The sequence below is a fragment of the Sporosarcina sp. P26b genome, from assembly GCF_002743245.1.
In the GTDB taxonomy this organism is placed as follows: domain Bacteria; phylum Bacillota; class Bacilli; order Bacillales_A; family Planococcaceae; genus Sporosarcina; species Sporosarcina ureae_C.
The window spans coordinates 1-24730 of record NZ_PDYW01000032.1 but is presented as its reverse complement, the minus strand read 5'-3'; the positions used below and the strand labels follow the sequence as shown (position 1 = coordinate 24730).

Below are 24730 nucleotides of genomic sequence, written 5' to 3'. Positions count from 1 at the left end.
AACCAGTGACCTGGTAGTATTCGTTCCTTATTCTTGCAAAAGAAGAATCAGAACTGCTCTACACACTATCTAACGTAGGCGGCTGCACGTGGTAGGCGTAGTAATGAGACAGCCAGGTGCACTTTCCTGTCTGGCTCATTGCGGGAGCCATCCACCACCGCCGAAGTGGGGCCAATGATTGCCCCACTTACATTGCTAGTCAAACCACTACCTCTGCAAAAACACAAGAAGAGAAAAGGGTTTGTAAAACAACAAAAAAGGTCTGTCATCGGAATTTCCGAGACAGACCTTTTTCATGTACCAATTACTTTTCTTCTTCAACTTCTACTTCAGCATCATCAGCTGGAGCGTCTTCTGCAGGTGCTTCTTCGACAGCAGGAGCGTCTTCAGCTGGTTTCTCATCCATCTTGAACAGATCAAGAGCGGATTTCAAATCTTCGTCCTTAATCTTCACGTCAGCATCTTTCACTAACTTCGAAACTTTAGCCAATAGTTCGTTCTCGTCAGCTTTTTCCATCAATAGTTCTTGGCGAATTTCGTCTTTCTTTTCGTCAGTTACTTTTTCATCATCAGTTTTACGCTTTTCTTTTACTTCAATAACGTGGAAGCCGTTTTCTGATTGAACCGGCTCACTGATTTTGCCTGGCTCTAGGTCATATGCAGCGTTCCAGAATTCAGGAACCATGACACCGTATGCGAACCAATCAAGATCGCCGCCTTCGTCTTTAGAACCCGGATCAGTAGAGAATTCTTTTGCTACTTTTGCAAAGTCTTCTCCTTTATCCAACTTCTCTTTTACTTCTTTTGCTGTTGCTTCATCTTCAACTAAGATATGACGAGCATTGATCTCAGTTTGAGATTCTTCAAGGCGCTTCTCTAAATCTTCATCAGAAACTTCCACACCATCAGTCAATGCAGCTTCTTGTAGTTTATTTAAACGGATCATTTTCTTGAAGCTTTCAGGCGTCTGACCTTGTTGAGCCAAGAATGCATCGAAGTTTTCACCGAGTTGTTCTTTGTTTTTATCAAATTCTGCGTCTACTTGCTTATCGTCTACATCATATTTATCATCCAAAACTTTTTCCAAGATGATCATTTGTAGAGCCTGTTCACCGACAGATGTTTTCATTTCTTGATAGAATTCATCTTTCGTAACGTCTCCTGCTTTTGATGTCATGACTTTTTCATCGCCGCCACCAGAACATGCGGATAAAGCGGCAACCGAAGCTGCAAGTGTAAATGCTAACATTTTCTTTTTCATGTAATTAACTCCCCTAATCTAAGTATTGATTCTGTATATTCTTTAAGTAAACACTATAGCATAGAACGGATGGAAATCAAAAAGGTTCCCTTCGTCTGAAATGTAATCCATTCGATTGAATAGTACAAAATACGAGATACCAAATTAAATAACACACGAATCAACTCGATTTTAAGAATAGGTAAAGGTAGATGGCAATAAAATATTTTGAGGGAAATCTTGATTTATTCAACAGGGGGAATTATGGATACAACGAGTTCATTGTATAACAATCATTATTTGAATGAATTTCAATTCCTATATATCGTGAATTATAGAAGTGAAGGTGCTACTAATAGAAGGTTGTTATTTCATCTTTCCATTTAAAGACCGCTAATTCCTATGCGAATTAGCGGTCTATTCTTTGCGATAATTTGTGTTTTGTACCACTCAATTGAACGGATAGATCTGATATGCCCAACCGTTTTTTTCGACATTCGCATAGGATACAATGTGAAAGGGGGTGTCACCATGAGCGGTTACACTCAAGGCGGTTCTGGATCATCAGGCTTTGCTTTAATTGTTGTGTTATTCATTTTGTTGATCATTGTAGGTGCTGCATACTTGTGCTAAAAAAAAGCCCGCCCCCAGCAATGGGGGTGGGCAATACATAGTGTTATGCGCTAAAGAATACTTCTACATATAAGGATAAAATGAGGATTGTGATTAGAATGTTTACAGTCCGATATATCTTAGGCTGCTTTTCTTCTGGAATCTCTCTAGATTGGCAAAGAGCAAATGTCATTTTATTAATTTGATATAAGTAGAACAATGAAAATAGAATGGTAATCGCTATAACCATTTTAGACCTCCTCTTTCTGCTTCTGTACCATCATAGCAGAATTTGTGAGCAAAAGGAAAAACCTAAACCTTGTATGGAGAAGGTAGTTAAGACTCCACTCGGGATTTTGTTAGGTAATCATTCGAGTCGACATAGGTTTTCTCGATGTTTTGAAAACCGCGTTCGAAAATATCCATAAAGTCATCGCCATAAATATTACGTAAGACAGACATGACCTCGAGAAATTCTGGGAACTTCCCGTAAATATCGCGAATAGGAAGAGAACCTTGAAGAACACTGTAATCTTCATTATGATAATTTGCGTTCATCTCTACGAGCAACTTTTTGCCTTCTTCTGAAACCGTCACATATGTATTGCGACGATCGTCTTCCTTTTTGGAGAAATATAGAAGTTGACGCTGTTCAAGTTTCTTGGAGAAGTTGAAGGCAGTTGAGACATGCATGACTCCGAACTTGGCGATATCTGAAATAGTGGCGCCTTCAAGGTGGTAAGCGATCCATAAGATATGATGTTCGTTGATATTGAGGTCATACGGTTTAATCCATTGTTGCCAATCTTTCTCTACAGCTTTCCATAATGCTTTGGACATTTGGGCTACGCGCTGATTGAAGATCATGGCATCTTTACGTGAAATGATTTGCTCTGCCATCGAGACACCTGCTTTCTGTCAGTCTTTTTTATTTATTATACCAAAAAAGCAACAAATAAAAAAGACGGAATAATAAAATAATTAGACCTAGGTGTATATACCCATGTAATACAGCTGTTTAATAGCTTGTATCGTGTGGGTATGCACACGCTGACCAGCAAGTACTGGATGGACGCCGAAAGAGAAATAGATTAACGAGTTCCGATGGATTTCTCTAGATCATCCAATGCATTTTGAATGGCAGAAATTTCTTTCTCTAATCGCTTCTTATTGTGCTCAGTCGAGCGCTTCCAGTCTGCTACGGAAACTTTCATTTCTTCGACAGTCTCTGGTACAAGCTCTTTTGCTTCTTTAGATAAATCCGTTACAGAATCTTTTAAATCTGCTACTTGACCTTTGACATCTTTCAACTTATCCTTCAGTTCCAATGATGCAGTTTTGACGCTGTCTCGAAGTTCGCTACCCGCTTTTGGAGTAGAATATAGAACCGTTACAGCAGAGGTTACAGCACCAGCTGCCAGACCAATAAAGAATGTGGACGCTTTCATGTAGACGACACTCCTTTTGTATAGTTATTATTTTATTAAAGCATGTTACTACGTATATGAGCAAGAAAATTAATGAAATATTATACAATCAAAAGCTTTTCGACCTAAAAGATAGAAGCGAGTGCAGGTTTTTATCAAATGAAGTAGAAAGAAATACAATGTACTTCTTTTCTACTTACTCGGTGTGTTATTGTTGCAGGCGCTTTGAAATGCTTGACGCTAGTTCAGAGACAACGTCCATAGGGAACTGCTCCACTTTTGTATGGAATTCTACGTTTAGACCATCTGATTTATCATAACGAGGAATTAAGTGCATATGGAAATGATAAACCGACTGTCCTGCGAAGGAACCGTTGTTTTGCAAAAGGTTCATGCCGCATGGCTGAAATTCTTCTTTTAAGGCATTGGCAATTTTTGGTGCTACTTTAAATAGATTTCCTGCTTCTTCTTCAGTTAATTCATACAAATTCTCACGGTGAGTTTTCGGAATTAGAAGTACGTGGCCTTTTGTAACCGGCATAATATCCATAAAGGCGATGACATGTTCATCTTCGTATACTTTTTCTCCTGGAATCGTTCCTTCTACAATCTTGCAGAAAATACATGAAGTCATTTCTACACTTCCTTTCATGTTTGGATGTATTGTAGCATATTTTCAGATAGTTAACGAAGGCGGATAAAGCAATTTTACAATTTCTTTGCTAAAATAATAAAAGAAGATAGGGGGAAATACAATGGCAATCCTAGAACTAGAACATGTAACAGGTGGTTATACGCGCAAGCCGGTTTTACATGATCTTTCATTTCAGATAGAAGAAGGTGAATTGGTCGGGTTGATCGGTCTGAATGGCGCAGGTAAAAGTACAACAATCAAACATATTATAGGTGTTATGAACCCGCTCGAAGGAATAATTAAAATTGATGGTGCTACATTTAGTGACAAAGAACATTACCGCCAATCATTCAGTTATATTCCAGAGACGCCCGTGTTATACGAAGAACTTACATTACAAGAACATTTGGAACTGACTGCCATGGCATACGGTCTGGACAAGCAGCAATTTGAAATCCGTACCGAACAATTGTTAAAAGAGTTCCGTATGGAAAAGCGTTTGAAATGGTTTCCAGCGCACTTCTCCAAAGGTATGCGACAGAAAGTCATGATCATGTGTGCTTTCCTTGTAGAACCGAAATTATATATTATCGATGAGCCATTTGTTGGGTTGGATCCGTTGGCGATTCGTGCATTGCTTGATCAAATCATCGAGAGAAAAAATGCCGGCGCTCCTATTTTGATGTCGACACATGTGCTCGCTACGGCTGAAAAATATTGTGATCGTATTATCCTGTTGCACGAAGGACGGGTGCGTGCGAATGGTACGATGGACGACTTGCGCAAGGCGTTCGGACGACCGGATGCCACACTGGATGATTTATATATTGCTATGACTGAGGAAACCGATCATGAACAACATGCATGAGATTTGGGGACAGCGGTTCTTCCATTATGTCAATGAATTACAGAAATATATGCGCTATGTATTCACAGGACATTTGGCCATCGTCTTCATGTTCGCAATTGGGGCAGGGGGCTATGCGTACAGTGAATGGTTGAAGGGAGTACCGGTTACATTCCCGTCTGCCTTTATCATATCCGTTGTCATTGCACTATTATTAATGAAGGCGGCGCCGACTACTTTGCTTAAGCCGGCAGACATTGTATTTTTCTTGCCATTGGAAAATCAATTGCCGAACTATATGAAACGTTCGAAAACTTGGTCGACATTTTCCCAACTGCCATTGCCGCTAATCGCCATGGTCGTCGCGTTGCCTTTATTAAAGGCGACAGAAGTGGGAACTGGAACGGATTATATGTTAATCATGTTAGTGATCATCGCTTTTAAAGGACTGTTTGTAGCGACTGAATATAGCGTTCGGATCGCCAATCATGATTTCGTATGGCCCGATCGTGTTGTTCGACTAGTTCTAACATTTTTAACGATTCAATTCGCACTGACATGGAGCCCAGTGGCAATCTTCATTGGAATTTTGATCGCCATGCTCTATGCGAAGTATTGGGATAAAAAAGCAGCACACTATCCGTTCCCCTATGAGCAGTTTATTGAATTGGAACAAAATCGTATGATGCGGTTTTATCGATTCGCGAATTATTTTACGGAAGTACCACATTTGGTTGGATCGGTGAGTAAGCGTAGCTGGTTGAAATTTGCAATGAAACGTTCCACGTTTAAGCGTAGAGATGTGCAGAGTTATTTAGTGGTCCGGACATTCATTCGTACAGATGATACATTTTGGTTGTGGGTAAGATTGACGGCATTATCTGCATTGGGCGCGTTTTTAATACCATTGCCAATTGTGTCATTCATATTTGTAGGAGCGTTAGCCTTTGCGACTGCCGTTCAGTTGATTTTGGCACTCGAAGGCGGAGTCGAATTCACGATGGATCAGCTGTTTCCTGAAATGCAGGAAAAATCGCAAATCAAAGCGGTTCGTTCGTTAGTAAGAAAATTGATTTGGCTACAAGCGATTATTCTATTATTGGCGGCCTTGCCGTTATATGGCTTAAGTGTTACACCCGTCTTGATTGCGGTGGTTGCATTAATTGTCGGAGAAGCAACGATTCGATTAACGAAAGAACAAGTGAGAGAGATATGATGATAGATCATAGAGAAGTTAACATTTAGGTGATTTTCGTTTCAGACAGCGACTCCCGCGGAACGCTTCCGTCTGGAACGGAAGTCAACGGTTCTCAAGTAATTATTCATTTTATGACGGAATTATCTGAATATATGTACCTAGTCAATTTTCTTCTATTTATGCGAAAGTAATTCAAAAGTTCGAATAGTAAGATTAAAGGTTGCAATTCATATTCTACTGCATATATAATTACTAAAAGGTATCAGGGGTGAGAGAGATGAATAATAACAACTCATATGCTGAATTTTTGAAAGCGGTAGGTAACAACAGTACTTCTCTCCAAGCGGAAAAGCTGCTGAATGAAATCTATTGGGATCTGTTTCTACAACACATTCATTGGGAACAAACGCAAGCGCGTATCATGACCTTGATTGATGAAGCGCTAGATCAAAATGACAAAGACGCATTCGACCTGTATACACAACAATTACTCGATATTTCACAAGAACAAGGATATGAACTTAAAACAAAATAATGTATTCATAGGCACTGCTAGGGCGAAATCCTGGCAGTGTTTTTTTATTGTAGAGAATGTCATAGCTGTAAGTTTCTTTCACAAAGTACAAGGGTACAATAAAGTACATAGAGAGTTAGCTTAAAACGTACGTTCGTTATTTCTTTAGAAAAAACACGAGGTGTGGTAAAATAGAAGGACAGGTGTTTAAGAAGAGGAGTGGAACCATTTGAACGAAACATTTCAATTGCAGGCACCATATACGCCGCAAGGAGATCAGCCAAAAGCGATCGCTAGCCTTGTTAATGGCATAAAAGAAGGTAAGAAACATCAAACATTGCTCGGTGCAACAGGAACAGGTAAAACATTTACGGTTTCCAATGTACTGACAGAAATTAATAAACCTACACTGGTCATTGCTCACAATAAAACGTTGGCTGGCCAATTATATAGCGAGTTCAAAGAGTTTTTTCCAGATAATGCAGTAGAATACTTTGTCAGCTTCTATGACTTTTATCAACCGGAAGCATATGTTCCGCAGACAGATACATTCATTGAGAAGGATTCGTCAATCAATGATGAAATCGATAAACTTCGTCACTCAGCGACTAGTGCTTTATTCGAACGAAATGACGTACTTATTGTTGCATCCGTATCGTGTATTTACGGTCTCGGTTCTCCAGAAGAATATAATGACATGGTCTTTTCATTACGTAAAGGGATGGAAATACCGCGTAATCAATTGTTGCGCACACTAGTGGACATTCAGTACGAACGCAATGATATCAATTTCACACGTGGTACATTCCGTGTCAGAGGGGATGTAGTCGAGGTCTTCCCGGTAGCACGCGATGAGCGTTGTATACGTCTTGAATTCTTTGGTGATGAAATCGAAAGGATCCGTGAAGTGGATGCCTTAACAGGTGAAGTCATCGGCGATCGTGATCATGTCGCTATTTTCCCAGGATCCCACTTCGTCACGCGCGAAGAGAAGTTATTAAAAGCGATTGAAAATATTGAAATCGAGTTGGAAGAGCAGCTTAAATATTTACGTGATAACGATAAGTTATTGGAAGCGCAGCGCCTAGAGCAACGGACGCGCTATGATTTGGAAATGATGCGCGAGATGGGCTTCTGTTCGGGTATTGAAAACTATTCTAGACATTTAACATTGCGTGAAGCAGGCGCAACCCCTTATACACTTCTGGATTATTTCCCTGACGACTTCTTGATCGTCGTAGATGAAAGCCACGTCTCCTTGCCGCAAATCCGCGGTATGTACAACGGAGACCAAGCGCGTAAAAAAGTTTTGGTGGAACACGGTTTCCGTTTACCATCGGCTTTGGATAACCGCCCATTAATGTTTGAGGAATTTGAAAAACATGTTAAACAAGCGATGTATATTTCTGCAACCCCAGGACCATATGAAATAGAGCATACAGATAAAATGATTGAACAGATTATTCGTCCAACAGGATTACTTGATCCTATCATTGAAGTCCGACCGATTGAAGGACAGATTGATGATTTACTGGATGAAATCAACCTTCGAATCGAGCGAAATGAACGAGTATTGATTACGACACTGACCAAAAAAATGTCAGAAGACTTGACGGATTACCTAAAGGACATCGGGATTAAAGTTCAATATCTACATTCTGACGTCAAGACGCTCGAACGGACAGAAATTATTCGTGAACTGCGTGTCGGAACGTACGATGTACTCATCGGCATCAACTTATTACGTGAAGGTATCGATATTCCGGAAGTTTCATTGGTCACGATTTTGGATGCAGACAAAGAAGGATTCTTGCGTTCGGAACGTGCATTGATTCAGACGATCGGTCGAGCTGCGCGTAACTCTGAAGGACGCGTTATTATGTACGCGGATAAAATGACAGATTCAATGAAGAAAGCCATTGATGAAACAGAGCGTCGTCGTGAAATTCAAAAGGCTTACAATATAGAACACGGAGTCACACCGACAACTATCGTCAAACCAATTCGCGAATTGATCCGTGCGACTCAAGTAGCTGAAGAAACGGAATCTTATTTGCAGAAGGTAACGAACGGCAAGAGACTTTCGAAAGACGAGAAAGGCTTATTGCTAATCAAGTTGGAAAAAGAAATGAAAGAGGCAGCGAAAGCTTTGGACTTCGAAAGAGCTGCAGAGCTACGCGACACGGTAATAGAACTGAAAGCAGAAAGGTAGAGTCCGCATGAAAAATAAAGAACTTATAATACAAGGAGCGCGAGCGAATAACCTAAAAGATATAACGGTGAAGATTCCGCGCGATAAATTGGTCGTGCTCACGGGCCTATCAGGTTCAGGAAAGTCTTCACTAGCTTTCGATACAATCTACGCGGAAGGACAACGCCGCTATGTTGAATCATTATCCGCATACGCTCGCCAGTTCCTTGGACAGATGGACAAGCCGGATGTGGATTCTATTGAAGGATTGTCACCGGCAATTTCTATAGATCAAAAGACAACGAGCAAAAATCCGCGTTCGACTGTAGGGACCGTTACGGAAATCTATGACTACTTGCGGTTGTTATACGCAAGGGTTGGGAAACCGCATTGTCCATATCATGGCATTGAAATCTCTACGCAGACGATTCAGCAGATGGTGGATCGCGTAATCGAGTTGCCTGAGCGTACTAGAATTCAAATTTTGGCGCCTATTATTTCAGAACGTAAAGGAACGCACGCTAAACTATTCGAAGATATAAAGAAACAAGGTTATGTACGTGTCCGCGTTAACGGCGAAACGATTGATCTTGATGATAATATAGACTTGGATAAAAACAAAAAACATACGATTGAAATCGTCATTGACCGAATCGTCATGAAAGAAGGCGTCGAAACACGACTTAGTGATTCATTGGAATCTGCATTACGCCTAGCTGACGGCAATGTTCTTGTCGATGTAATCGGTGAAGAAGAATTGTTCTTCAGTGAACATCACGCATGTCCTATTTGCGGGTTTTCTATCGGTGAACTAGAACCGCGTATGTTTTCATTCAACAGTCCGTTCGGTGCATGTCCTGAATGTGATGGGCTTGGCATGAAGCTTGAAGTCGACCCTGATTTAGTTATTCCTAATAGTGAGTTGACGTTAAAAGAACACGCCATTGCACCATGGGAGCCAACGAGTTCTCAGTATTATCCAGAGCTGCTCAAGACGATTGCCAAGCATTATAAGATTCCAATGGATGTACCTGTTGGTGAGCTAGCCGACTCGGATATTGAAAAACTTATGTTGGGATCCAAAAAGGAAAAAATACGTTTCCGCTATACGAATGAATTCGGAAATACACGCGACAGCGACATCTATTTTGAAGGTGTATTGCGCAACGTGGAACGTCGTTATCATGAGACATCATCAGACTATATACGTGAGCAAATGGGCAAGTATATGATGGAAAAATCTTGTCCGACTTGTACGGGATACCGCTTAAAACCGGAATCGCTTTCGGTGTTAGTGGATGGTCAGCATATTGGGAAGATCACGGAACGTTCAATTGTTGAAACGACGAAGTTCTTTGACCAATTAACACTTTCCGAAAAAGATACACAGATTGCCGACATGATTCTGAAAGAAATCCAGGAGCGTCTAGGCTTCTTGGTGAACGTCGGACTCGATTATCTGAATTTATCTCGTTCAGCGGGTACATTATCTGGTGGAGAAGCACAGCGAATTCGTTTGGCTACACAAATCGGATCCCGGTTGACAGGCGTTCTTTATATACTTGACGAACCTTCCATCGGCCTACATCAGCGAGATAATGATCGATTAATCGGCACGTTGCAAAGTATGCGCGATATTGGGAATACGCTAATCGTTGTAGAACATGACGAGGACACGATGATGGCTGCAGATTATTTAATTGATATTGGTCCTGGCGCTGGAGTGGCGGGAGGAGAAGTAATCGCTGCGGGTACACCTGCGAAAGTGATGAAAAACAAGAAGTCGTTGACGGGTCAATATTTGAGTGGAAAGAAATTTATTCCGCTTCCAATTGAACGTAGATCACGTGATGAACGCAGTATTATCGTTAAAGGGGCCGCAGAAAATAACTTGAAGCATATTGATGCAGAGTTCCCACTCGGTCAATTTATCGCGGTCACTGGCGTCTCAGGTTCAGGTAAGAGTACATTGGTCAATGATATTTTGCATAAGACATTGGCTCAAAAATTAAATCGATCCAAACAGAAGCCTGGAAAGTTCGATAGTATCAGTGGTGTGGAACATTTAGAGAAGATCATTGATATTGATCAATCACCAATTGGTCGTACACCACGTTCAAACCCGGCAACTTATACAGGAGTCTTTGACGATATTCGTGATGTGTTTGCGATGACGAATGAAGCCAAAGTACGTGGCTATAAAAAAGGACGCTTTAGTTTCAACGTCAAAGGTGGACGATGTGAAGCGTGTCGTGGAGACGGAATCATCAAGATCGAAATGCATTTCCTTCCTGATGTATATGTACCGTGCGAAGTGTGTCACGGCAAACGTTATAACCGCGAAACACTTGAAGTGAAGTATAAAGGTAAGAATATTGCAGACGTACTAGCGATGACAGTGGAATATGCGGTAGTATTTTTCGAAAACATTCCGAAAATCAATCGTAAATTACAAACGATTGTTGATGTGGGGCTAGGCTATGTACAATTAGGCCAACCGGCAACGACATTATCAGGTGGGGAAGCCCAACGTGTAAAACTCGCTTCCGAACTCCATAAACGTTCCATGGGCAAATCATTCTATATTCTAGATGAGCCGACAACAGGCTTGCATGTACATGATATAGCCAAACTACTTGAAGTTCTTCAACGTTTAGTTGATGGAGGGAATACGGTTCTCGTCATTGAGCACAATCTGGATGTCATTAAGACGGTTGATTATATAATCGATATCGGTCCGGAAGGCGGAGACAAAGGTGGAGAAATTGTTGCGACGGGAACACCGGAAGAAATAGCTGAAGTGAAAGAGTCTTACACAGGGAAATATTTGAAGACGATCTTAGATAGAGATCGAAATCGAATGAAGGAACAAATTAAACAAGTAGTAAAAAAATAGAAAATGAAACTTTTACTCCGCAGAACCGTATAAATAGATAGGTACTGAAAAGATTGTTCAAAACGAGGAGGAATCCAGAAATGCAAAATGAACGCATACGAATACTTACGTTGCTAGAAGATGGTAAAATCACGGCTGATGAAGCATTGAAATTACTGGAAGCCATGGGTAAAGAATCTGAACAAGGAACAGCAGAAGAAAGTTCATCAGCTGATGCTTTCTTCGAAGATATCCGCAAAGAATTCGTCACAGCAGGTGACCGCTTCATGCAATTTATGGATACGGCTGTACACCGTGTGAAAGAATTCGATTTCGAAGCACCATTCAGCAAGTCGGTTTCCTTCACACATACAGAAAGTAAATCTGCAGAAGACATCGAAGAAATCATCATCCATATCGATCATGGTAATGTGGAAATTCATCCTTCAGACAATGATGAGATCATGGCGAAGTTTTCCGTGAAGCATTTCAATAATGATTCAGAAGCAGGCGCCCTAAGCCAGTTCCTTGAAAAATTATTGTTTGTAAAAGACGGCGACAAACTACGTATCGGTAGCGATTTGAAGATGTTGCAAGTGAATGTTCATTTATACGTACCGGCTACAACACCGTATCGTAAACTTTCTGTACGTTTGTTGAATGGCGGATGTTCTGCTGAAGGTGTGGACTTCAAAGATCTACGAATTAAAACAGCGAATGGGAAAATCGAGTGCGCTGATACTACATTCCATGAAGCCGAGCTCGAAACGGCAAACGGTATGATTCGTATGTTGAAAGTAACTGGTGAAAAACTAGAAGCTGAAACATTGAACGGCCGTGTTTATGTAGATGGCGCTATCACAGATATAGATGCGAAATCTCTAAATGGCAATGTGACGTTGACGACTTCTTCTACTGAAGCCAAGAGAATGGAAGCGAAGTCGATTAGCGGTACAGTGGAAATTTACTTCCCATCTACTTTAGGTGTTAAAGGAGAGATTACTTCCAACATGGGTAAGCTCGACTTGCAGTTAAAGGATGTATCGCGTGTAGAGGAGCAAGAGCAGTTCTTGCATCGCACTATTCGTTTCAGCAAGAGTGGGGTAGACGAGACGAAAGAGCCGCTACATGTTACGGGCGAGTCTAAGACAGGCACTGTTATGGTTCGCTATAACTCTGTTGATATGGGTTGATAGAATAAGTAAACACCTGCATGGCCATTTTCGTGGCGGTGCAGGTGTTTTTTGTTTATTTAGTAGGTGGGGGTGGAGGTTACTTCAAAGGGGGGAGGGCGAGAAGGAGGAGGGGGCTCAATGAATCCGTTTAAGCGCTCTATGCATCCGCGCGAGCGCTCTATCCATGAAGTGATCTGCTCTATTGCGTCTTGTATTCGCTCATAGCGACACGTGATCCGCTCTATTAAAGCACGTGAACGCTCTAAGCTCGCGGTGTGACACTGAGTATTCACGCAAACTATGCGCCGCGCCATCTATCTTTGATCCTCGAGTGGGAGACGCTTACTGTCGCTCAATGAATCTCGTTAAGCGCTCTATGCTGTGTTTTATCCGCTCATAGACATGGGGTGAGTGCTCTAAGCGGCGTTTTACCCGCTCTTAGAAATGGGTTGAGTGCTCTATGCTGTGTTTTATCCGCTCATAGAAATGGGTTGAGTGCTCTAAGCCGGGTTTTATCCGCTCATAGAAATGAGTTGAGTGCTCTAAGCCACGCCGTATCCGCTCATAGCCTATCGCCCGCTACTTCCCTCCAGCCCCCCACCCCAGCAACATTCACCGCCCATACTCCCAACACAAAACCCCAAAAGCAATTGCCCGTGCGCATTGGTGTTGATAGGCTTTGCTTTGCAATAACGTGGCTTCTGTCTGGTTCGACATGAAGCCGCACTCTACTAGAATTGCAGGCATATTGGTGTCGCGTAAGACTGCGAAGTTGGCTTTTTTTACGCCACGGTCGGGACGTTGGCAAGCGGAGATTAAGGATTTCTGCACGACTGAAGCGAGCGTTGCGGAACTTTTGCTGGCTTGTGGATAAATATATGTTTCAATTCCTTGTGCCGTGTGCCAGCCATTGCCGAATGCATTTGCGTGGATTGAGATAAATGCATCTGCTTTCATTTGATTCGCTGAAGTCGTTCGTTCGTTTAACGGCACGTCGCGTGAAGAGTCATGCGTATACTTCACTGTCAGACCTTCCTTCGTTAAAAGTCCACCAACAAGTGCAGCTACTGCCGAATTAAAATGATACTCACGCAGCTTTCCGTCAGGTGTGCGTTTACCGGGTGTATCCGGTCCATGACCTGCGTCGAGAATAATTAGTGTCAATTCCATCCACTCTCCTTTATCCTCTATATAGAGAAGACTTTTGAAAAGGATACAAAAAGGATGTATAGAACAAGGAGTAATCCATTTCTTTTCGTTTCCTTCATGGTAAAATGGGTTGAATGATAGCTACATAAGTAAAAAAACGATGATTTAGCAATGACGTAAAGAGTTTATTCATTGTAGCAGAGAGTGAGGGATTTCATGGGTGAATTAACAGTAGAAGATATTATGAATCGTTTCGGATTGGAATTGATTGCTGGACACGAGGGCATTCATAAGCAAATTCTAATGAGTGATATTTCACGGCCAGGACTTGAGATGGCTGGTTATTTTGATTATTATCCTGCAGAACGTGTGCAGTTGATTGGACGTAAGGAGATGTCCTTCCTTGAAACTTTACCAGCTATCACGCGCAGAAAGCGTTTGGAGCGACTTTGTTCGAGCGATACGCCAGCGTTCATTATTGCTCATGGTGAAGAAGGTCCGAAAGAGTTGAGCCAGTTGGCAGGGGAGAAAAATATTCCTGTTTTGCGGACGGATTATAAGACGACTCAGTTTTCGGGTATGCTGACGAATTACTTGGTCGGACAACTCGCTCCGATGACGACAGTTCATGGCGTGCTTGTCGATGTGTATGGTGTCGGAGTATTAATCACGGGTGGCAGCGGAGTAGGGAAAAGTGAAACGGCGTTAGAGCTCATTAAAAAAGGGCATAGACTAGTAGCGGATGATTCGGTCGAGATTCGTCAAGTATCCGATAACATCTTGATCGGAACGTCACCGAAGTTGTTGAAGCATATGCTGGAAATTCGCGGTGTCGGTATTATTGATTTGATGACGTTGTTCGGTGCGAGTTCGGTGAAAGATGATAAGCGTGTATTATTAGCGGTCGATTTAGAGATTTGGGATGATAAGAAGCATTATGATCGTCTTGGGATTGATGAAGAGAAAGTAGAAATTCTCGATTCGCAAATTACAAAATTGTCCGTTCCGGTAAGACCTGGGCGGAATATCGCCGTCATCATTGAAGTAGCAGCGATGGATTATCGAATGAAACGTCTTGGAATTAATGCTGCAGAAGAGTTTACTAAGCGTTTGGATCAAGCGATCGCAGACAATGCGGAACTATTAGAAGAAGAGGGGCGCGACTAAGTGAATGTATCCATGCTAGCGATTAACCCAGTCGCGATCAGTATTGGCAGCTTAGAAGTTCGCTGGTACGGTATTTTGATCGCGCTCGGAATTATTTTAGGGTTTATGATTGTGCAAAGAGAAATGCTGAAGCGGGGAATGCACCCTGACTTACTAACGGATATGCTCATTTGGGCAATTCCTATTTCTATCATCAGTGCACGAATTTACTATGTTATTTTCACATGGGATTATTATCAGGATCATCCAGAGCAAATCATTCAAATTTGGAATGGTGGAATTGCGATCCATGGTGCGTTAATCGGTGCAGTCATTACAGCTGTGATTTTCTGTAGGAAGCGCGGCGTGTCGTTTTGGAAAGTTGCAGATATTACGGCACCTGGTTTATTGATTGGACAAATTATCGGACGCTGGGGGAACTTCATGAATCAGGAAGCTCATGGCGGACCGGTTTCAGAAGCGTTTAAAGAAAGTACGATCATTCCTGATTGGATTATGAATCAAATGACGATTGATGGGATCACGTATCACCCAACATTCTTGTATGAGTCGTTATGGAATGTAGTTGGACTCATTTTGATTTTAGTGATCCGAAGAATGCTGAAGATGAAACGTGGAGAAGTGTTCTTGTTTTACGTCATCTGGTACTCAATCGGCCGATTCTTCATTGAAGGAATGCGGACGGATAGTCTGTATGTGATCGGCAGTCTACGTGCAGCGCAGTTAGTATCTGTAGCAGGAGTTGTCATAGGGATCGCAATCTTGCTATATCGCAGGTATGTAATGAAAGTAAAAGAGAACTATAATGACAAACAAAAATAATATTGCGTTATCCAGTACGTTGAAAGACGGTTTGCAAGTTGGACTGAAAACGACATGGTCACTCGGTAAGATTATTTTCCCTATTACATTACTCGTGACCATCTTGCAGTTCACACCTATTTTACCTTGGCTTGTTCAATTAGTTGAACCTATTATGCATCTTTTCGGTTTACGCGGTGAAGCAGCCGTGCCGCTCGTGCTTGGGAACGCATTAAACTTATACGCTGGAATTGCTGGTATCATTTCATTGGAATTAACTGTTAAAGAAGTATTTATCATCGCTGTCATGATTAGTTTTGCGCATAATCTGTTCATTGAAACAGCTGTCGCCATAAAAGTGGGCGTTAAGCTATGGCTGGTGCTTGTCGTACGGCTTGGATTGGCTGTGCTGGCGGGTGTACTCATTAATCTGTTTTGGACAGGTGGCAATGAAATCGCACAATACGGTCTGACACCGCAAGCGGAAGTCGTGCCAGAAGGACTTTTACAAATATTCTTACTGGGACTTGAAAAGGCTGCATTTGGTGTGTTGCAACTGGCGTTGATCGTTATTCCGCTCATGTTGTTTGTGCAATATGTGAAAGACCGTAATTATTTGGAGCGTTTTTCGAATGGCTTGGCACCGTTTACGAAATTGATCGGTGTGAAGCCGAATGCGTCGATGACACTCGTTGCGGGATTATTGATTGGCTTGGCATATGGTGCTGGGGTCATGATTCAGGCAGTGCAGGAAGACGGCGTATCAAAACGGGATATTACATTAGCGTTTATATTCTTGATGGCATGCCATGCGGTGATTGAGGATACACTATTATTCCTACCACTGGGTATACCAATTTGGCCATTATTGATCATTCGGCTTGTAACTGCCATTGTACTGACTATTTCAGTGAGTATTCTATGGTAGCAGCCGAAAGAGAAGGGGGAAGCTGTTATTGACTAATCAACCGATTACTACATTATTATTTGATTTTGATGGAACGCTTGCTGATACAAATGAATTAATACTCTCTTCTTTTGAACATGTCCTTGAGAAGCATTTCCCTGGACGTTTCGGACGGGAAGAGATGTTGCCGTTTATCGGACCTACGTTACATGATACGTTTTCCTCGATTGCGCCGGATATGACCGACCAATTGATCCATGAGTATCGTGAATGGAATTTAGCACATCATGATGACTATGTAACGGAATTCGAAGGCGTGACAGACACGCTTCGCAAATTATATGATCTAGGCTTGAAGATGGCGGTCGTTTCGACGAAGAAGCGTGACATGGTAGAAAGAGGGGTCAATCTTCTTGGGATCACGCCTTATTTTGAAACGGTGATTGGACTGGATGATGTGACAAAGCCTAAACCGGATCCTGAACCATTATTACTTGCATTAGAACGTCTAGGGCGGACACCTGCTGAATCACTGATGATTGGCGATAACTTCCATGACATACTCGGTGGCCGAAATGCAGGAGTACGAACGGCGGCTGTTGCATGGGCGTTAAAAGGGGAAGAGTATTTGCAGACTTTCAAACCTGACTACATGTTGCAGCATATGTCCGATTTACTGAAAGTCACTGCGGGAATCAAATTATGAGACGCACCGAGCGGCATCCTTCCAAAGGAGATGCAAATTCACTTTGGCATATTTATCGGACGGTCTCGATTTTTAAAGTAGCTAAGAATTTCATCGTCATCCAGATTGCGCGGTACACTCCGTTTGTTTCATGGAAAAATGTTCTCTATCGATTGTTCTTGCGGATGAAAGTCGGGAAGCATACGGCATTCGCGCTGATGGTCGTGCCAGATGTCATGTTTCCGGAACGAATTTCTGTTGGTGAAAATTCCATCATTGGGTTTAATACGACGATTTTAGCGCATGAATATTTGATTGATGAATACCGAATTGGTGACGTGGAAATAGGTAATAATGTGCTGATTGGCGCCAATACGACGATTTTGCCAGGCATCAAAATAGGCGATGGTGCAATTGTTTCTGCTGCCTCACTCGTGAATAAGGATATTCCTGCTGGTACATTTGCTGGTGGAAACCCAGTGCGCATTATATATACTGCCGAACAAATGGCGGAACGTGCAGCGCGTGAAAGCAAATGAATGACGGGCTAAGTAGTTGTGGTATACTAGAGGATACATTGCAGGGGGACGTCAAGTGCGTTCCTCTTACTTTTTCGGAGGAGTTCGATTGAAAAACAACCAACGATTTATAAAAGATAAAATTATATCATTTTTGCCTGACGGTGATTTTTATCGTAAACGCGCTATGCAAGCTATGCAACGAGAACAATTTTCCGACGCTGAAAAATACTATAAACGTGCACTGGATCTAAATCCAGATGATGCACTGACACATATGGAATATGGTGTATTCATTATGGAAGTTGGACGTTTTGAAGACGCATATGAGCTGCTGCAAACGGCTGATGATCTAGATCCAAATAATGAAGAAACGACATTCTATTTAGCAGAAGTTCACGCACATTTAGGTTTATTACGTGAAGCGAAACAATATGCATTGAAGTATGTTGGTATGGCACCAGATGGCGTATTTGTGGAAGAAGCACATGAAATATCTGAGTTCGCTGATCAAGAAGAAATGTTCGTTGAAGAAGGCGAACAACTTGATGGCGCAGTAGTATTCATGCAAGAAAAAGCGCGACGTATGATGGAGCAAGGGGATTTTGAAGAAGCGATTGAAGTGCTAGAAGATTTGCTTGTGGATTATCCGAAAACATGGGCCGTCCATAATAATTTGGCGCTAGCGTATTTTTATATTGGTAAAGAGAAGCACGCAGAGGAAATTTTATATGATGTGTTGCGTGAAGAGAAAGGTAATATCCACGCGCTTTGCAACTTGGCTGTGTTCTTTTATTACAACCGAGATGAAGAGCGTCTGAAAAGCATGATGGAGCTTTTGTCGAAGATTAAACCTTATCAATTCGAGCAACGCTATAAACTGGGTGCGACGTTTGCGCTGACAGGTCGTTATGAGGAAGCGTATCACTGGCTCCGTAGTCTGCAGAAACGTGGATTTGAAGGGGATGTAGGGTATTACTTCTGGCTAGCGAATGCTGCTTATTTTACAGGTCATCGTAAAGTGGCGGAACAAGCTAATGAAGCCTTGCTGAAGCTGGATCCCACGAAGGAAGGGTTCGAACCTTGGAAATCACTGGACGAAGAGTTGGACGCGGATTCCTATGAAGAGGATGTACCGTTCTTGATTGAGAAAGTCTCAAATCCTTATCGCAGTGAGAGAATGTTCGGATTGTACTTGCTAGGAAAATCCTCACATTTACAAGAGATTCTTTCGCATCCAGGCTATATAGATGTTGAAAAGTTAAGTGCCGCAGAACAACTTTTCTTAGCGCACAGCTTAGAATATTCATTCAAGGCGAGCAATTCGTTTGAAAAAGCACTGAAAAAAGCTTTGGCGATTTGTGACGTATTGTATGAAGAGTATAAACCGCTGGATGAAGAAGGCGTACAGCTATTTCAAATGTGGTTTACGTTATGTGATAATGCACTGGAAAAGAAATATGCGTTCAGTAATGTAGAGGCAATCGCTGCAGCTGTGGACTATATGTTCCAAACGGCACACTTTGAAAAAGTCACAAAGAAGTCTATTGCAGAAAATTATAGCGTCTCTGTTGCAACACTTTCGAAGTATATTCAGGAACTGATCGAATTCTTGCCACAAACAAAGGACTAAGTATCAAACAGATGTTGCATTTAAGTTGATATTCAAGTGTATTTCTCGTACGATTTTATATAGCGATAGTTTTATCTGCGAGCCAGATAAAATCTTTGGTGAAGTCGATGAAAACCAAGGGATGCGTACTTTGAAGGAGGAAAATCACTATGACAATGGAAGAAAAGGTATATGACGTAATCGTAGTCGGAGCAGGACCAGCAGGGATGACAGCAGCTGTCTATACATCACGTGGAAATATGTCTACATTGATGCTAGAAAGAGGCTTGCCAGGCGGTCAAATGGCCAATACCGAAGAAATTGAGAACTATCCTGGATTTGAAAGTATTTTAGGTCCGGACATCTCAACTAAAATGTTCGATCATGCGAAACGTTTCGGAGCTGAGTATGCTTACGGGGACGTAACGAAAATCGAAGACGGCCGTGAATTCAAAACGGTTCATGTAGGCGAGAAGAGTTATAAAGCGCGTGCAGTTATTTTAACTACGGGTGCAGAATACCGCAAGATCGGTGTACCGGGTGAAGAAGAACTAACTGGCCGTGGCGTAAGTTATTGTGCGGTATGTGACGGAGCATTCTTCCGTAACAAAGATATCGTCGTCATTGGTGGCGGTGACTCTGCGGTAGAAGAAGGTTCATATTTAACGCGTTTTGCTAATAAGGTAACGATTATCCACCGTCGTGATACATTGCGTGCACAAAAAATCGTTCAAGAGCGTGCGTTTGCGAATGAAAAGATTGATTTCATTTGGAATTCAACGGTTAAGCAAGTGAATGAAAAAGACGGTAAGATTGGTTCCATCACGCTAGTTTCTACTGAAGACGGTTCTGAACGTGAGATGGAAACAGAAGGTATGTTCGTTTATATCGGATTGGACCCAATCACAGAGCCTTTCAAAGATCTTGGTATTTTGGATGAAAACGGCTATATTGAAACAAATGACATTATGGAAACGAAAATTCCAGGTATCTTTGCAGCAGGCGATGTGCGCGAGAAATTATTGCGTCAAGTCGTGACAGCTACAGGAGACGGAAGTATTGCAGCTCAAGCAGCTCAGAAGTACATTGAAGAGTTGATGGAGGAAGTAGAAGCGAAAGCATAAACGGGTCATGGATTCGTAACGTATATGTAATCGTCTTGCAATATAGATGGGGGATAATAGAAAGAAGAAAGACCCCCTTTTCATAATATAGCAACTTTGTGGCTATTTGCGGTATAAACTTCCGTGAATAGTCACCTTTTTTTATCGTTTTCATTGAAAGCATTGTATACTATAACTACATACTTGAAAAGTGGGGAACTACATATGCAAAAAATTGCTAATTTGCTCGTGGTGAAAGACGGTCAAGTCCTTTTACTGAAGAAGCCAAGACGCGGTTGGTATGTGGCACCGGGTGGAAAAATCGATGAAGGTGAGTCTGTTTATGAAGCAGCTAGTCGGGAGTTTCTTGAAGAAACCGGAGCGCACGCTATCGCACCACATTTAAAAGGCGTATATACGATGATGATCATGGATGATGAAGGGAAAGAATTACTGAATGAATGGTTGCTCTTCACATTTGTTGCCCATGATTATTCTGGAGAATTATTGAAGACCACCGTAGAAGGTGAACTGGAATGGCATCCACTGGACAGTTTGCATACATTGCCAATGGCAGAAGGAGACCGCAAGAATCTTCTCTTTGCTGTCAGTCAAAAAGGTACGCAGTATGGAACGTTCTATTATACAGAGCAATTCCGCTTCTTGCGGGAGTCGCTTCAACAATCGACGGAAGGTGAATAACATTTATGGATCAGCCACAAGCGGTAAATGAATATGAAGTCGTAATAATTACAGGTATGTCAGGTGCAGGTAAGACAGTTGCTATGCAATGCTTTGAAGATATGGGATTCTATTGCATAGACAATTTGCCGCCGGAACTATTTGTGACGTTCCTGGATTTGATGATGAAGTCGGATAATCAAATGAGACGGATTGCAGCCGTGATGGATACACGCGGTGGAAGTTTATTTGATTCTTTGATTGCGGCACTCGACGGATTATTCAAAATGGAAGATGTTAAAACAAGTTTGTTATTCTTGGATTCAGATGATGAAACACTTGTAAAACGCTATAAAGAAACACGCAGATCACACCCATTGTCTGAAGGTGGCGTGTTGCTCGAAGGCATTCGCAAAGAGCGTCATTTGCTGACAGAACTAAAAGGACTTTCGCGTTCGATTATTGATACATCGAAATTAAAGCCAAAGCAACTGCGCGAGAAAATCACACGTGAATTTTCTGAAGCGGGTGAGCCGAAATTTACATTGAATTTCGTATCATTTGGATTTAAGCATGGTATGCCGATCGATGCAGATGTTGTATTCGACGTACGATTTTTACCGAATCCGTTCTATTTAGAAGAATTGCGTCCGTTGACAGGTTTGAATCATGAAGTATCAGACTACGTATTAAAATGGGCAGACACGAAAGAATTAATCGAAAAACTAACAGATTTATTCAAGTTCTTAATACCTCAGTATAAACAAGAAGGTAAAGGTCAAGCGGTCATCGCATTCGGCTGTACAGGCGGTCAACATCGTTCTGTTACACTTGCTGAATACTTTAAAGGTGTCTTTAAAGAGGACTACCCGACATACGTATCGCATCGGGATGTTGAAAAAAGAAAGGGTTGACATAAATATGCAATCCACTGCTATGAAAAAAGTCGTTGTGTTCGGCGGCGGTACGGGGTTATCTACGATTCTTCGCGGTTTAAAACGGCATCCGATTCAGTTGACAGCTATTGTCACGGTGGCGGATGATGGGGGCAGTTCGGGTCGTTTATTCGACCAGTACAATGTCCCACCGCCCGGAGATATAAGACAGGTTATGGCAGCGCTTTCAGATGTTGAGCCGATGATTGAGAAAATGTTTCAACACCGTTTCGAAGGATCGGATGGTTTGAAAGGGCATTCTCTTGGGAATTTAATGCTTACCGCCCTCACGACCATCACTGGTGATTTTGCCCGTGCAGTCGAGCAGATGGGCGTTGTGCTAAATATAAAGGGGAAAGTATTACCTGCAGCAAATCAGCGAATTACCTTGCATGCAGAGCTTGAAGATGGTTCAATTATTACAGGTGAATCGAAAATTCCTCTCTATGGAAGAAAAATTCGTAATGTCTTCATCACGCCACAAGATGTAAAACCATTGCCAGAAACAGCCGATACGCTAAAAAATGCAGATTTAATCGTTTTTGGGCCGGGAAGCTTGTATACTAGTACTTTGCCAACTCTTTTAGTGCAGGATATTCGCGATGCGATTATCGAAAGCACCGCTAAAAAGGTATATGTCGGCAATTTAACTACGCAACGTGGTGAAACGTATCGCTACACCGCTTCTGAGCATGTGCAGGCACTCTATGACCATGCTGGAGCACCTTTCCTCGATGCGGTACTGGTGAATAATGCAGAAGCGTTCAGACGCACGCACAACCGCGGTGAAAAAGAAGAGCCTTGGCTTGTGGAGAATGATTTAGAAAAACTGCAAGCGCTAGTACCCGAAGTATTTGTGCAGGAAATCGCGACAATTGTAGATGGAACGATTATGCATAAAACGACGGAAGTAGCAGACATGTTGATGCGCTATATAGAGAGAACGTAGAAGGCGGATAGATATGAAAATCGCCGAAGAGGGGGAATATCATGTCTTTTGCATCCAAAACGAAAAAAGAATTGACGCAGATTGAAGCGGATGATTGCTGTACGAAAGCTGAAATTGCAGCATTCATCCGTATGAATGGTGTCATGTCTTTTTCAAATAAACAACTGAGTCTCGACGTTCAAACAGAAAATGCCTCTATTGCGCGTCGTCTGTATTCGAACGTGAAGGCGCTATATCCGTATAAAGTGGAATTGCTTGTACGAAAAAAAATGCGTCTTAAGAAAAATAATGTATATATTTGCAGAATCCGTGACGGGGCCAAGCATTTATTGGTAGAATTATCGATTATGACGGATGATTTTCAAATGATCAATACGATCGATCCACAGCTAATTGAAAAAGACTGCTGTGCACGCGCGTACTTACGGGGAGCTTTCCTGGCAGGAGGTTCCGTTAATAACCCGGAGACGTCTTCTTATCACTTGGAAGTCTTCTCGAGCTATCAGGAACATAGTCAATCGCTTGTCGAGTTGATGAATCGTTTTCAATTGAATGCAAAGTCTATCGAGCGTAAAAAAGGATTTATCGCCTATCTGAAAGAAGCTGAAAAGATATCCGATTTCCTAGGCATCATCGGCGCACATGTATCCCTTATGAAGTTTGAGGATGTACGGATCATGCGCGATATGCGAAACAGTGTGAATCGATTGGTGAATTGTGAAACGGCCAATCTGAATAAAACAATCGGAGCGGCACAAAGACAAGTTGAAAATATTAAGTTGATTGAGCGCACGATTGGTTTGGATCAATTACCAGAACGTTTGCAAGAGATTGCTCAATTACGTGTTGCGCATCAAGATGTGACATTGAAAGAGCTAGGCGAGCTGGTGACGGGTGCAACGGTCAGTAAGTCGGGAGTCAATCATAGACTGCGTAAAATTGAAGAAATTGCAGATCGGTTACGTTGAAATTACTAGTAGATCCTTCATGAGAAGAGGAAGAAAAGGAGCACACAATATGGTAGAAAAAACAGTAATAGTAGGAATTAAGCCTGGTTTGCAAGCGCGACAGGCAGCGTTGTTTGTACAGGAGGCCAATAAGTATACGGCTGATATTTATTTGAAGAAGGATAGTCGTCAGGTGAATGCGAAGAGCATTATGGGGATTATGAGTTTGGCGATTGCGAAGGGGACGGAGATCACGTTGATTACGGACGGGATTGATGAGGATTTGGCCCTTCAGAATTTGGCTGATTTAGTCGAAGTGGAGCAGTGAGTTGGATATGGGTGGCGATGACCTTTTGAGGTTTCGTCATCTTTTTTTGTTCTGACTTAATAAGGGGGTACGTGGAGAAGCCGTTGGTCTCCGTTCCAGGCGGACGCTTTCCTGCGGGCATGGCTTGAGCCCATAGCTGTCAACTTAAGAATTGATAGTAAATTTATAACCCGCATCCCATGCACTATCCATGGTTTACTAGCTTGATTAAAAGGGTAAGATCTTTGTAAGCACG

25 protein-coding genes are annotated in these 24730 nt (G+C 42.1%); 19 read left to right on the top strand and 6 right to left on the bottom strand.

What is annotated here, in order from left to right; genetic code table 11:
• Positions 1–304 precede the first annotated feature (304 nt).
• Entirely contained in the window at positions 305–1261 is a 957-nt protein-coding gene (locus CSV69_RS15275; RefSeq protein WP_099693865.1) for a peptidylprolyl isomerase, read from the bottom strand.
• A gap of 510 nt (positions 1262–1771) precedes the next feature.
• Between CSV69_RS15275 and CSV69_RS15270 the strand changes: the two genes are divergently transcribed.
• Complete coding sequence (locus CSV69_RS15270) at positions 1772–1873, top strand: YjcZ family sporulation protein (protein ID WP_099625567.1); 102 nt, start codon at positions 1772–1774, stop codon at positions 1871–1873.
• Positions 1874–1916: 43 nt separating this feature from the next.
• Here the strand turns inward: CSV69_RS15270 and CSV69_RS15265 are convergent, their stop codons facing one another.
• The 4 genes from CSV69_RS15265 to CSV69_RS15250 form a co-directional block, all read right to left on the bottom strand.
• Positions 1917–2102 carry a hypothetical protein gene (locus CSV69_RS15265; protein ID WP_029054118.1) on the bottom strand — a complete coding sequence of 62 codons (186 nt, stop codon included), beginning with the start codon at positions 2100–2102 and terminating at the stop codon, positions 1917–1919.
• An 86-nt stretch (positions 2103–2188) separates the two neighbouring features.
• Positions 2189–2752 carry an HTH-type transcriptional regulator Hpr gene (locus tag CSV69_RS15260; protein WP_099625568.1) on the bottom strand — a complete coding sequence of 188 codons (564 nt, stop codon included), beginning with the start codon at positions 2750–2752 and terminating at the stop codon, positions 2189–2191.
• Positions 2753–2943: 191 nt separating this feature from the next.
• Positions 2944–3300: a YtxH domain-containing protein gene (locus tag CSV69_RS15255; protein WP_085426983.1), complete on the bottom strand. Its 357-nt coding sequence runs from the start codon at positions 3298–3300 to the stop codon at positions 2944–2946.
• Positions 3301–3487: 187 nt separating this feature from the next.
• Positions 3488–3913: an HIT family protein gene (locus tag CSV69_RS15250; protein WP_085426982.1), complete on the bottom strand. Its 426-nt coding sequence runs from the start codon at positions 3911–3913 to the stop codon at positions 3488–3490.
• 121 nt (positions 3914–4034) lie between these two features.
• Between CSV69_RS15250 and CSV69_RS15245 the strand changes: the two genes are divergently transcribed.
• From CSV69_RS15245 to CSV69_RS15220, 6 genes are all read left to right on the top strand, one after another.
• A complete protein-coding gene (locus tag CSV69_RS15245; protein WP_099693864.1) occupies positions 4035–4781 on the top strand; it encodes an ABC transporter ATP-binding protein in 747 nt (248 codons plus the stop codon).
• Complete coding sequence (locus CSV69_RS15240) at positions 4765–5976, top strand: ABC transporter permease (RefSeq protein ID WP_099693863.1); 1212 nt, start codon at positions 4765–4767, stop codon at positions 5974–5976. Before CSV69_RS15245 ends, CSV69_RS15240 begins: the two co-directional genes overlap by 17 nt.
• A 259-nt stretch (positions 5977–6235) precedes the next feature.
• Positions 6236–6493, top strand: coding sequence for an IDEAL domain-containing protein (locus CSV69_RS15235; protein ID WP_085426979.1), 258 nt, complete (start codon positions 6236–6238; stop codon positions 6491–6493).
• Between the two features lie 208 nt (positions 6494–6701).
• Positions 6702–8684 carry an excinuclease ABC subunit UvrB gene (uvrB, locus tag CSV69_RS15230; RefSeq protein WP_085426978.1) on the top strand — a complete coding sequence of 661 codons (1983 nt, stop codon included), beginning with the start codon at positions 6702–6704 and terminating at the stop codon, positions 8682–8684.
• Positions 8685–8691: 7 nt separating this feature from the next.
• Positions 8692–11559 carry an excinuclease ABC subunit UvrA gene (gene uvrA / locus CSV69_RS15225; RefSeq protein ID WP_099693862.1) on the top strand — a complete coding sequence of 956 codons (2868 nt, stop codon included), beginning with the start codon at positions 8692–8694 and terminating at the stop codon, positions 11557–11559.
• Between the two features lie 80 nt (positions 11560–11639).
• On the top strand, positions 11640–12731 hold the full coding sequence (locus CSV69_RS15220) for a DUF4097 family beta strand repeat-containing protein (protein ID WP_099693861.1): 1092 nt from the start codon (positions 11640–11642) through the stop codon (positions 12729–12731).
• Between the two features lie 594 nt (positions 12732–13325).
• On the opposite strand, the gene CSV69_RS15215 is transcribed toward CSV69_RS15220, so the two are convergent.
• The gene (locus CSV69_RS15215) at positions 13326–13883 is read right to left on the bottom strand and encodes an N-acetylmuramoyl-L-alanine amidase family protein (RefSeq protein WP_099693860.1); all 558 of its coding nucleotides are present in this window, start codon (positions 13881–13883) and stop codon (positions 13326–13328) included.
• Positions 13884–14078: 195 nt separating this feature from the next.
• On the opposite strand from CSV69_RS15215, the gene hprK reads away from it, so the two are divergent.
• The 12 genes from hprK to CSV69_RS15155 all read left to right on the top strand — a co-directional run bounded on the left by hprK (position 14079) and on the right by CSV69_RS15155 (position 24495).
• Positions 14079–15029 (top strand): HPr(Ser) kinase/phosphatase, encoded by a 951-nt coding sequence (gene hprK, locus CSV69_RS15210; protein ID WP_099625574.1) that lies wholly within the window; start codon positions 14079–14081, stop codon positions 15027–15029.
• The gene (gene lgt / locus CSV69_RS15205; RefSeq protein ID WP_232319596.1) at positions 15030–15851 is read left to right on the top strand and encodes a prolipoprotein diacylglyceryl transferase; all 822 of its coding nucleotides are present in this window, start codon (positions 15030–15032) and stop codon (positions 15849–15851) included.
• Complete coding sequence (locus CSV69_RS15200) at positions 15835–16758, top strand: nucleoside recognition domain-containing protein (RefSeq protein ID WP_099693859.1); 924 nt, start codon at positions 15835–15837, stop codon at positions 16756–16758. Before lgt ends, CSV69_RS15200 begins: the two co-directional genes overlap by 17 nt.
• Positions 16759–16786: 28 nt before the next feature.
• Positions 16787–17443: a pyrophosphatase PpaX gene (ppaX, locus tag CSV69_RS15195; RefSeq protein ID WP_085426972.1), complete on the top strand. Its 657-nt coding sequence runs from the start codon at positions 16787–16789 to the stop codon at positions 17441–17443.
• Positions 17440–17961 carry an acyltransferase gene (locus CSV69_RS15190; protein WP_085426971.1) on the top strand — a complete coding sequence of 174 codons (522 nt, stop codon included), beginning with the start codon at positions 17440–17442 and terminating at the stop codon, positions 17959–17961. The genes ppaX and CSV69_RS15190 overlap by 4 nt, the downstream gene beginning before the upstream one ends.
• An 88-nt stretch (positions 17962–18049) precedes the next feature.
• Positions 18050–19573, top strand: coding sequence for a tetratricopeptide repeat protein (locus tag CSV69_RS15185; protein WP_099693867.1), 1524 nt, complete (start codon positions 18050–18052; stop codon positions 19571–19573).
• Positions 19574–19722: 149 nt separating this feature from the next.
• Positions 19723–20676, top strand: a complete 954-nt coding sequence (trxB, locus tag CSV69_RS15180; RefSeq protein ID WP_085426970.1) for a thioredoxin-disulfide reductase — start codon at positions 19723–19725, stop codon at positions 20674–20676.
• 204 nt (positions 20677–20880) lie between these two features.
• A complete protein-coding gene (locus tag CSV69_RS15175; RefSeq protein WP_085426969.1) occupies positions 20881–21357 on the top strand; it encodes an 8-oxo-dGTP diphosphatase in 477 nt (158 codons plus the stop codon).
• A gap of 5 nt (positions 21358–21362) precedes the next feature.
• Positions 21363–22250: an RNase adapter RapZ gene (rapZ, locus tag CSV69_RS15170; protein WP_099693858.1), complete on the top strand. Its 888-nt coding sequence runs from the start codon at positions 21363–21365 to the stop codon at positions 22248–22250.
• Between the two features lie 22 nt (positions 22251–22272).
• Positions 22273–23220 (top strand): gluconeogenesis factor YvcK family protein, encoded by a 948-nt coding sequence (locus CSV69_RS15165; protein WP_099693866.1) that lies wholly within the window; start codon positions 22273–22275, stop codon positions 23218–23220.
• Between the two features lie 41 nt (positions 23221–23261).
• Complete coding sequence (gene whiA, locus CSV69_RS15160; RefSeq protein WP_085426967.1) at positions 23262–24188, top strand: DNA-binding protein WhiA; 927 nt, start codon at positions 23262–23264, stop codon at positions 24186–24188.
• A gap of 49 nt (positions 24189–24237) precedes the next feature.
• A complete protein-coding gene (locus CSV69_RS15155) occupies positions 24238–24495 on the top strand; it encodes an HPr family phosphocarrier protein (protein WP_085426966.1) in 258 nt (85 codons plus the stop codon).
• Positions 24496–24730 lie beyond the last annotated feature (235 nt).

What these genes read in the sequence shown, in the direction of transcription:
- CSV69_RS15245 (WP_099693864.1), top strand. Translation starts at nt 4,035, where the DNA reads ATGGCAATCCTAGAACTAGAACATGTAACAGGTGGTTATACGCGCAAG.
- CSV69_RS15260 (WP_099625568.1), bottom strand. Translation starts at nt 2,752, where the DNA reads ATGGCAGAGCAAATCATTTCACGTAAAGATGCCATGATCTTCAATCAG.
- CSV69_RS15175 (WP_085426969.1), top strand. Translation starts at nt 20,881, where the DNA reads ATGCAAAAAATTGCTAATTTGCTCGTGGTGAAAGACGGTCAAGTCCTT.
- CSV69_RS15155 (WP_085426966.1), top strand. Translation starts at nt 24,238, where the DNA reads ATGGTAGAAAAAACAGTAATAGTAGGAATTAAGCCTGGTTTGCAAGCG.
- CSV69_RS15275 (WP_099693865.1), bottom strand. Translation starts at nt 1,261, where the DNA reads ATGAAAAAGAAAATGTTAGCATTTACACTTGCAGCTTCGGTTGCCGCT.
- trxB (WP_085426970.1), top strand. Translation starts at nt 19,723, where the DNA reads ATGACAATGGAAGAAAAGGTATATGACGTAATCGTAGTCGGAGCAGGA.
- uvrA (WP_099693862.1), top strand. Translation starts at nt 8,692, where the DNA reads ATGAAAAATAAAGAACTTATAATACAAGGAGCGCGAGCGAATAACCTA.
- CSV69_RS15255 (WP_085426983.1), bottom strand. Translation starts at nt 3,300, where the DNA reads ATGAAAGCGTCCACATTCTTTATTGGTCTGGCAGCTGGTGCTGTAACC.
- CSV69_RS15220 (WP_099693861.1), top strand. Translation starts at nt 11,640, where the DNA reads ATGCAAAATGAACGCATACGAATACTTACGTTGCTAGAAGATGGTAAA.
- CSV69_RS15270 (WP_099625567.1), top strand. Translation starts at nt 1,772, where the DNA reads ATGAGCGGTTACACTCAAGGCGGTTCTGGATCATCAGGCTTTGCTTTA.
- CSV69_RS15165 (WP_099693866.1), top strand. Translation starts at nt 22,273, where the DNA reads ATGAAAAAAGTCGTTGTGTTCGGCGGCGGTACGGGGTTATCTACGATT.
- CSV69_RS15190 (WP_085426971.1), top strand. Translation starts at nt 17,440, where the DNA reads ATGAGACGCACCGAGCGGCATCCTTCCAAAGGAGATGCAAATTCACTT.
- CSV69_RS15265 (WP_029054118.1), bottom strand. Translation starts at nt 2,102, where the DNA reads ATGGTTATAGCGATTACCATTCTATTTTCATTGTTCTACTTATATCAA.
- CSV69_RS15235 (WP_085426979.1), top strand. Translation starts at nt 6,236, where the DNA reads ATGAATAATAACAACTCATATGCTGAATTTTTGAAAGCGGTAGGTAAC.
- whiA (WP_085426967.1), top strand. Translation starts at nt 23,262, where the DNA reads ATGTCTTTTGCATCCAAAACGAAAAAAGAATTGACGCAGATTGAAGCG.
- hprK (WP_099625574.1), top strand. Translation starts at nt 14,079, where the DNA reads ATGGGTGAATTAACAGTAGAAGATATTATGAATCGTTTCGGATTGGAA.
- rapZ (WP_099693858.1), top strand. Translation starts at nt 21,363, where the DNA reads ATGGATCAGCCACAAGCGGTAAATGAATATGAAGTCGTAATAATTACA.
- CSV69_RS15250 (WP_085426982.1), bottom strand. Translation starts at nt 3,913, where the DNA reads ATGACTTCATGTATTTTCTGCAAGATTGTAGAAGGAACGATTCCAGGA.
- CSV69_RS15240 (WP_099693863.1), top strand. Translation starts at nt 4,765, where the DNA reads ATGAACAACATGCATGAGATTTGGGGACAGCGGTTCTTCCATTATGTC.
- CSV69_RS15200 (WP_099693859.1), top strand. Translation starts at nt 15,835, where the DNA reads ATGACAAACAAAAATAATATTGCGTTATCCAGTACGTTGAAAGACGGT.
- CSV69_RS15215 (WP_099693860.1), bottom strand. Translation starts at nt 13,883, where the DNA reads ATGGAATTGACACTAATTATTCTCGACGCAGGTCATGGACCGGATACA.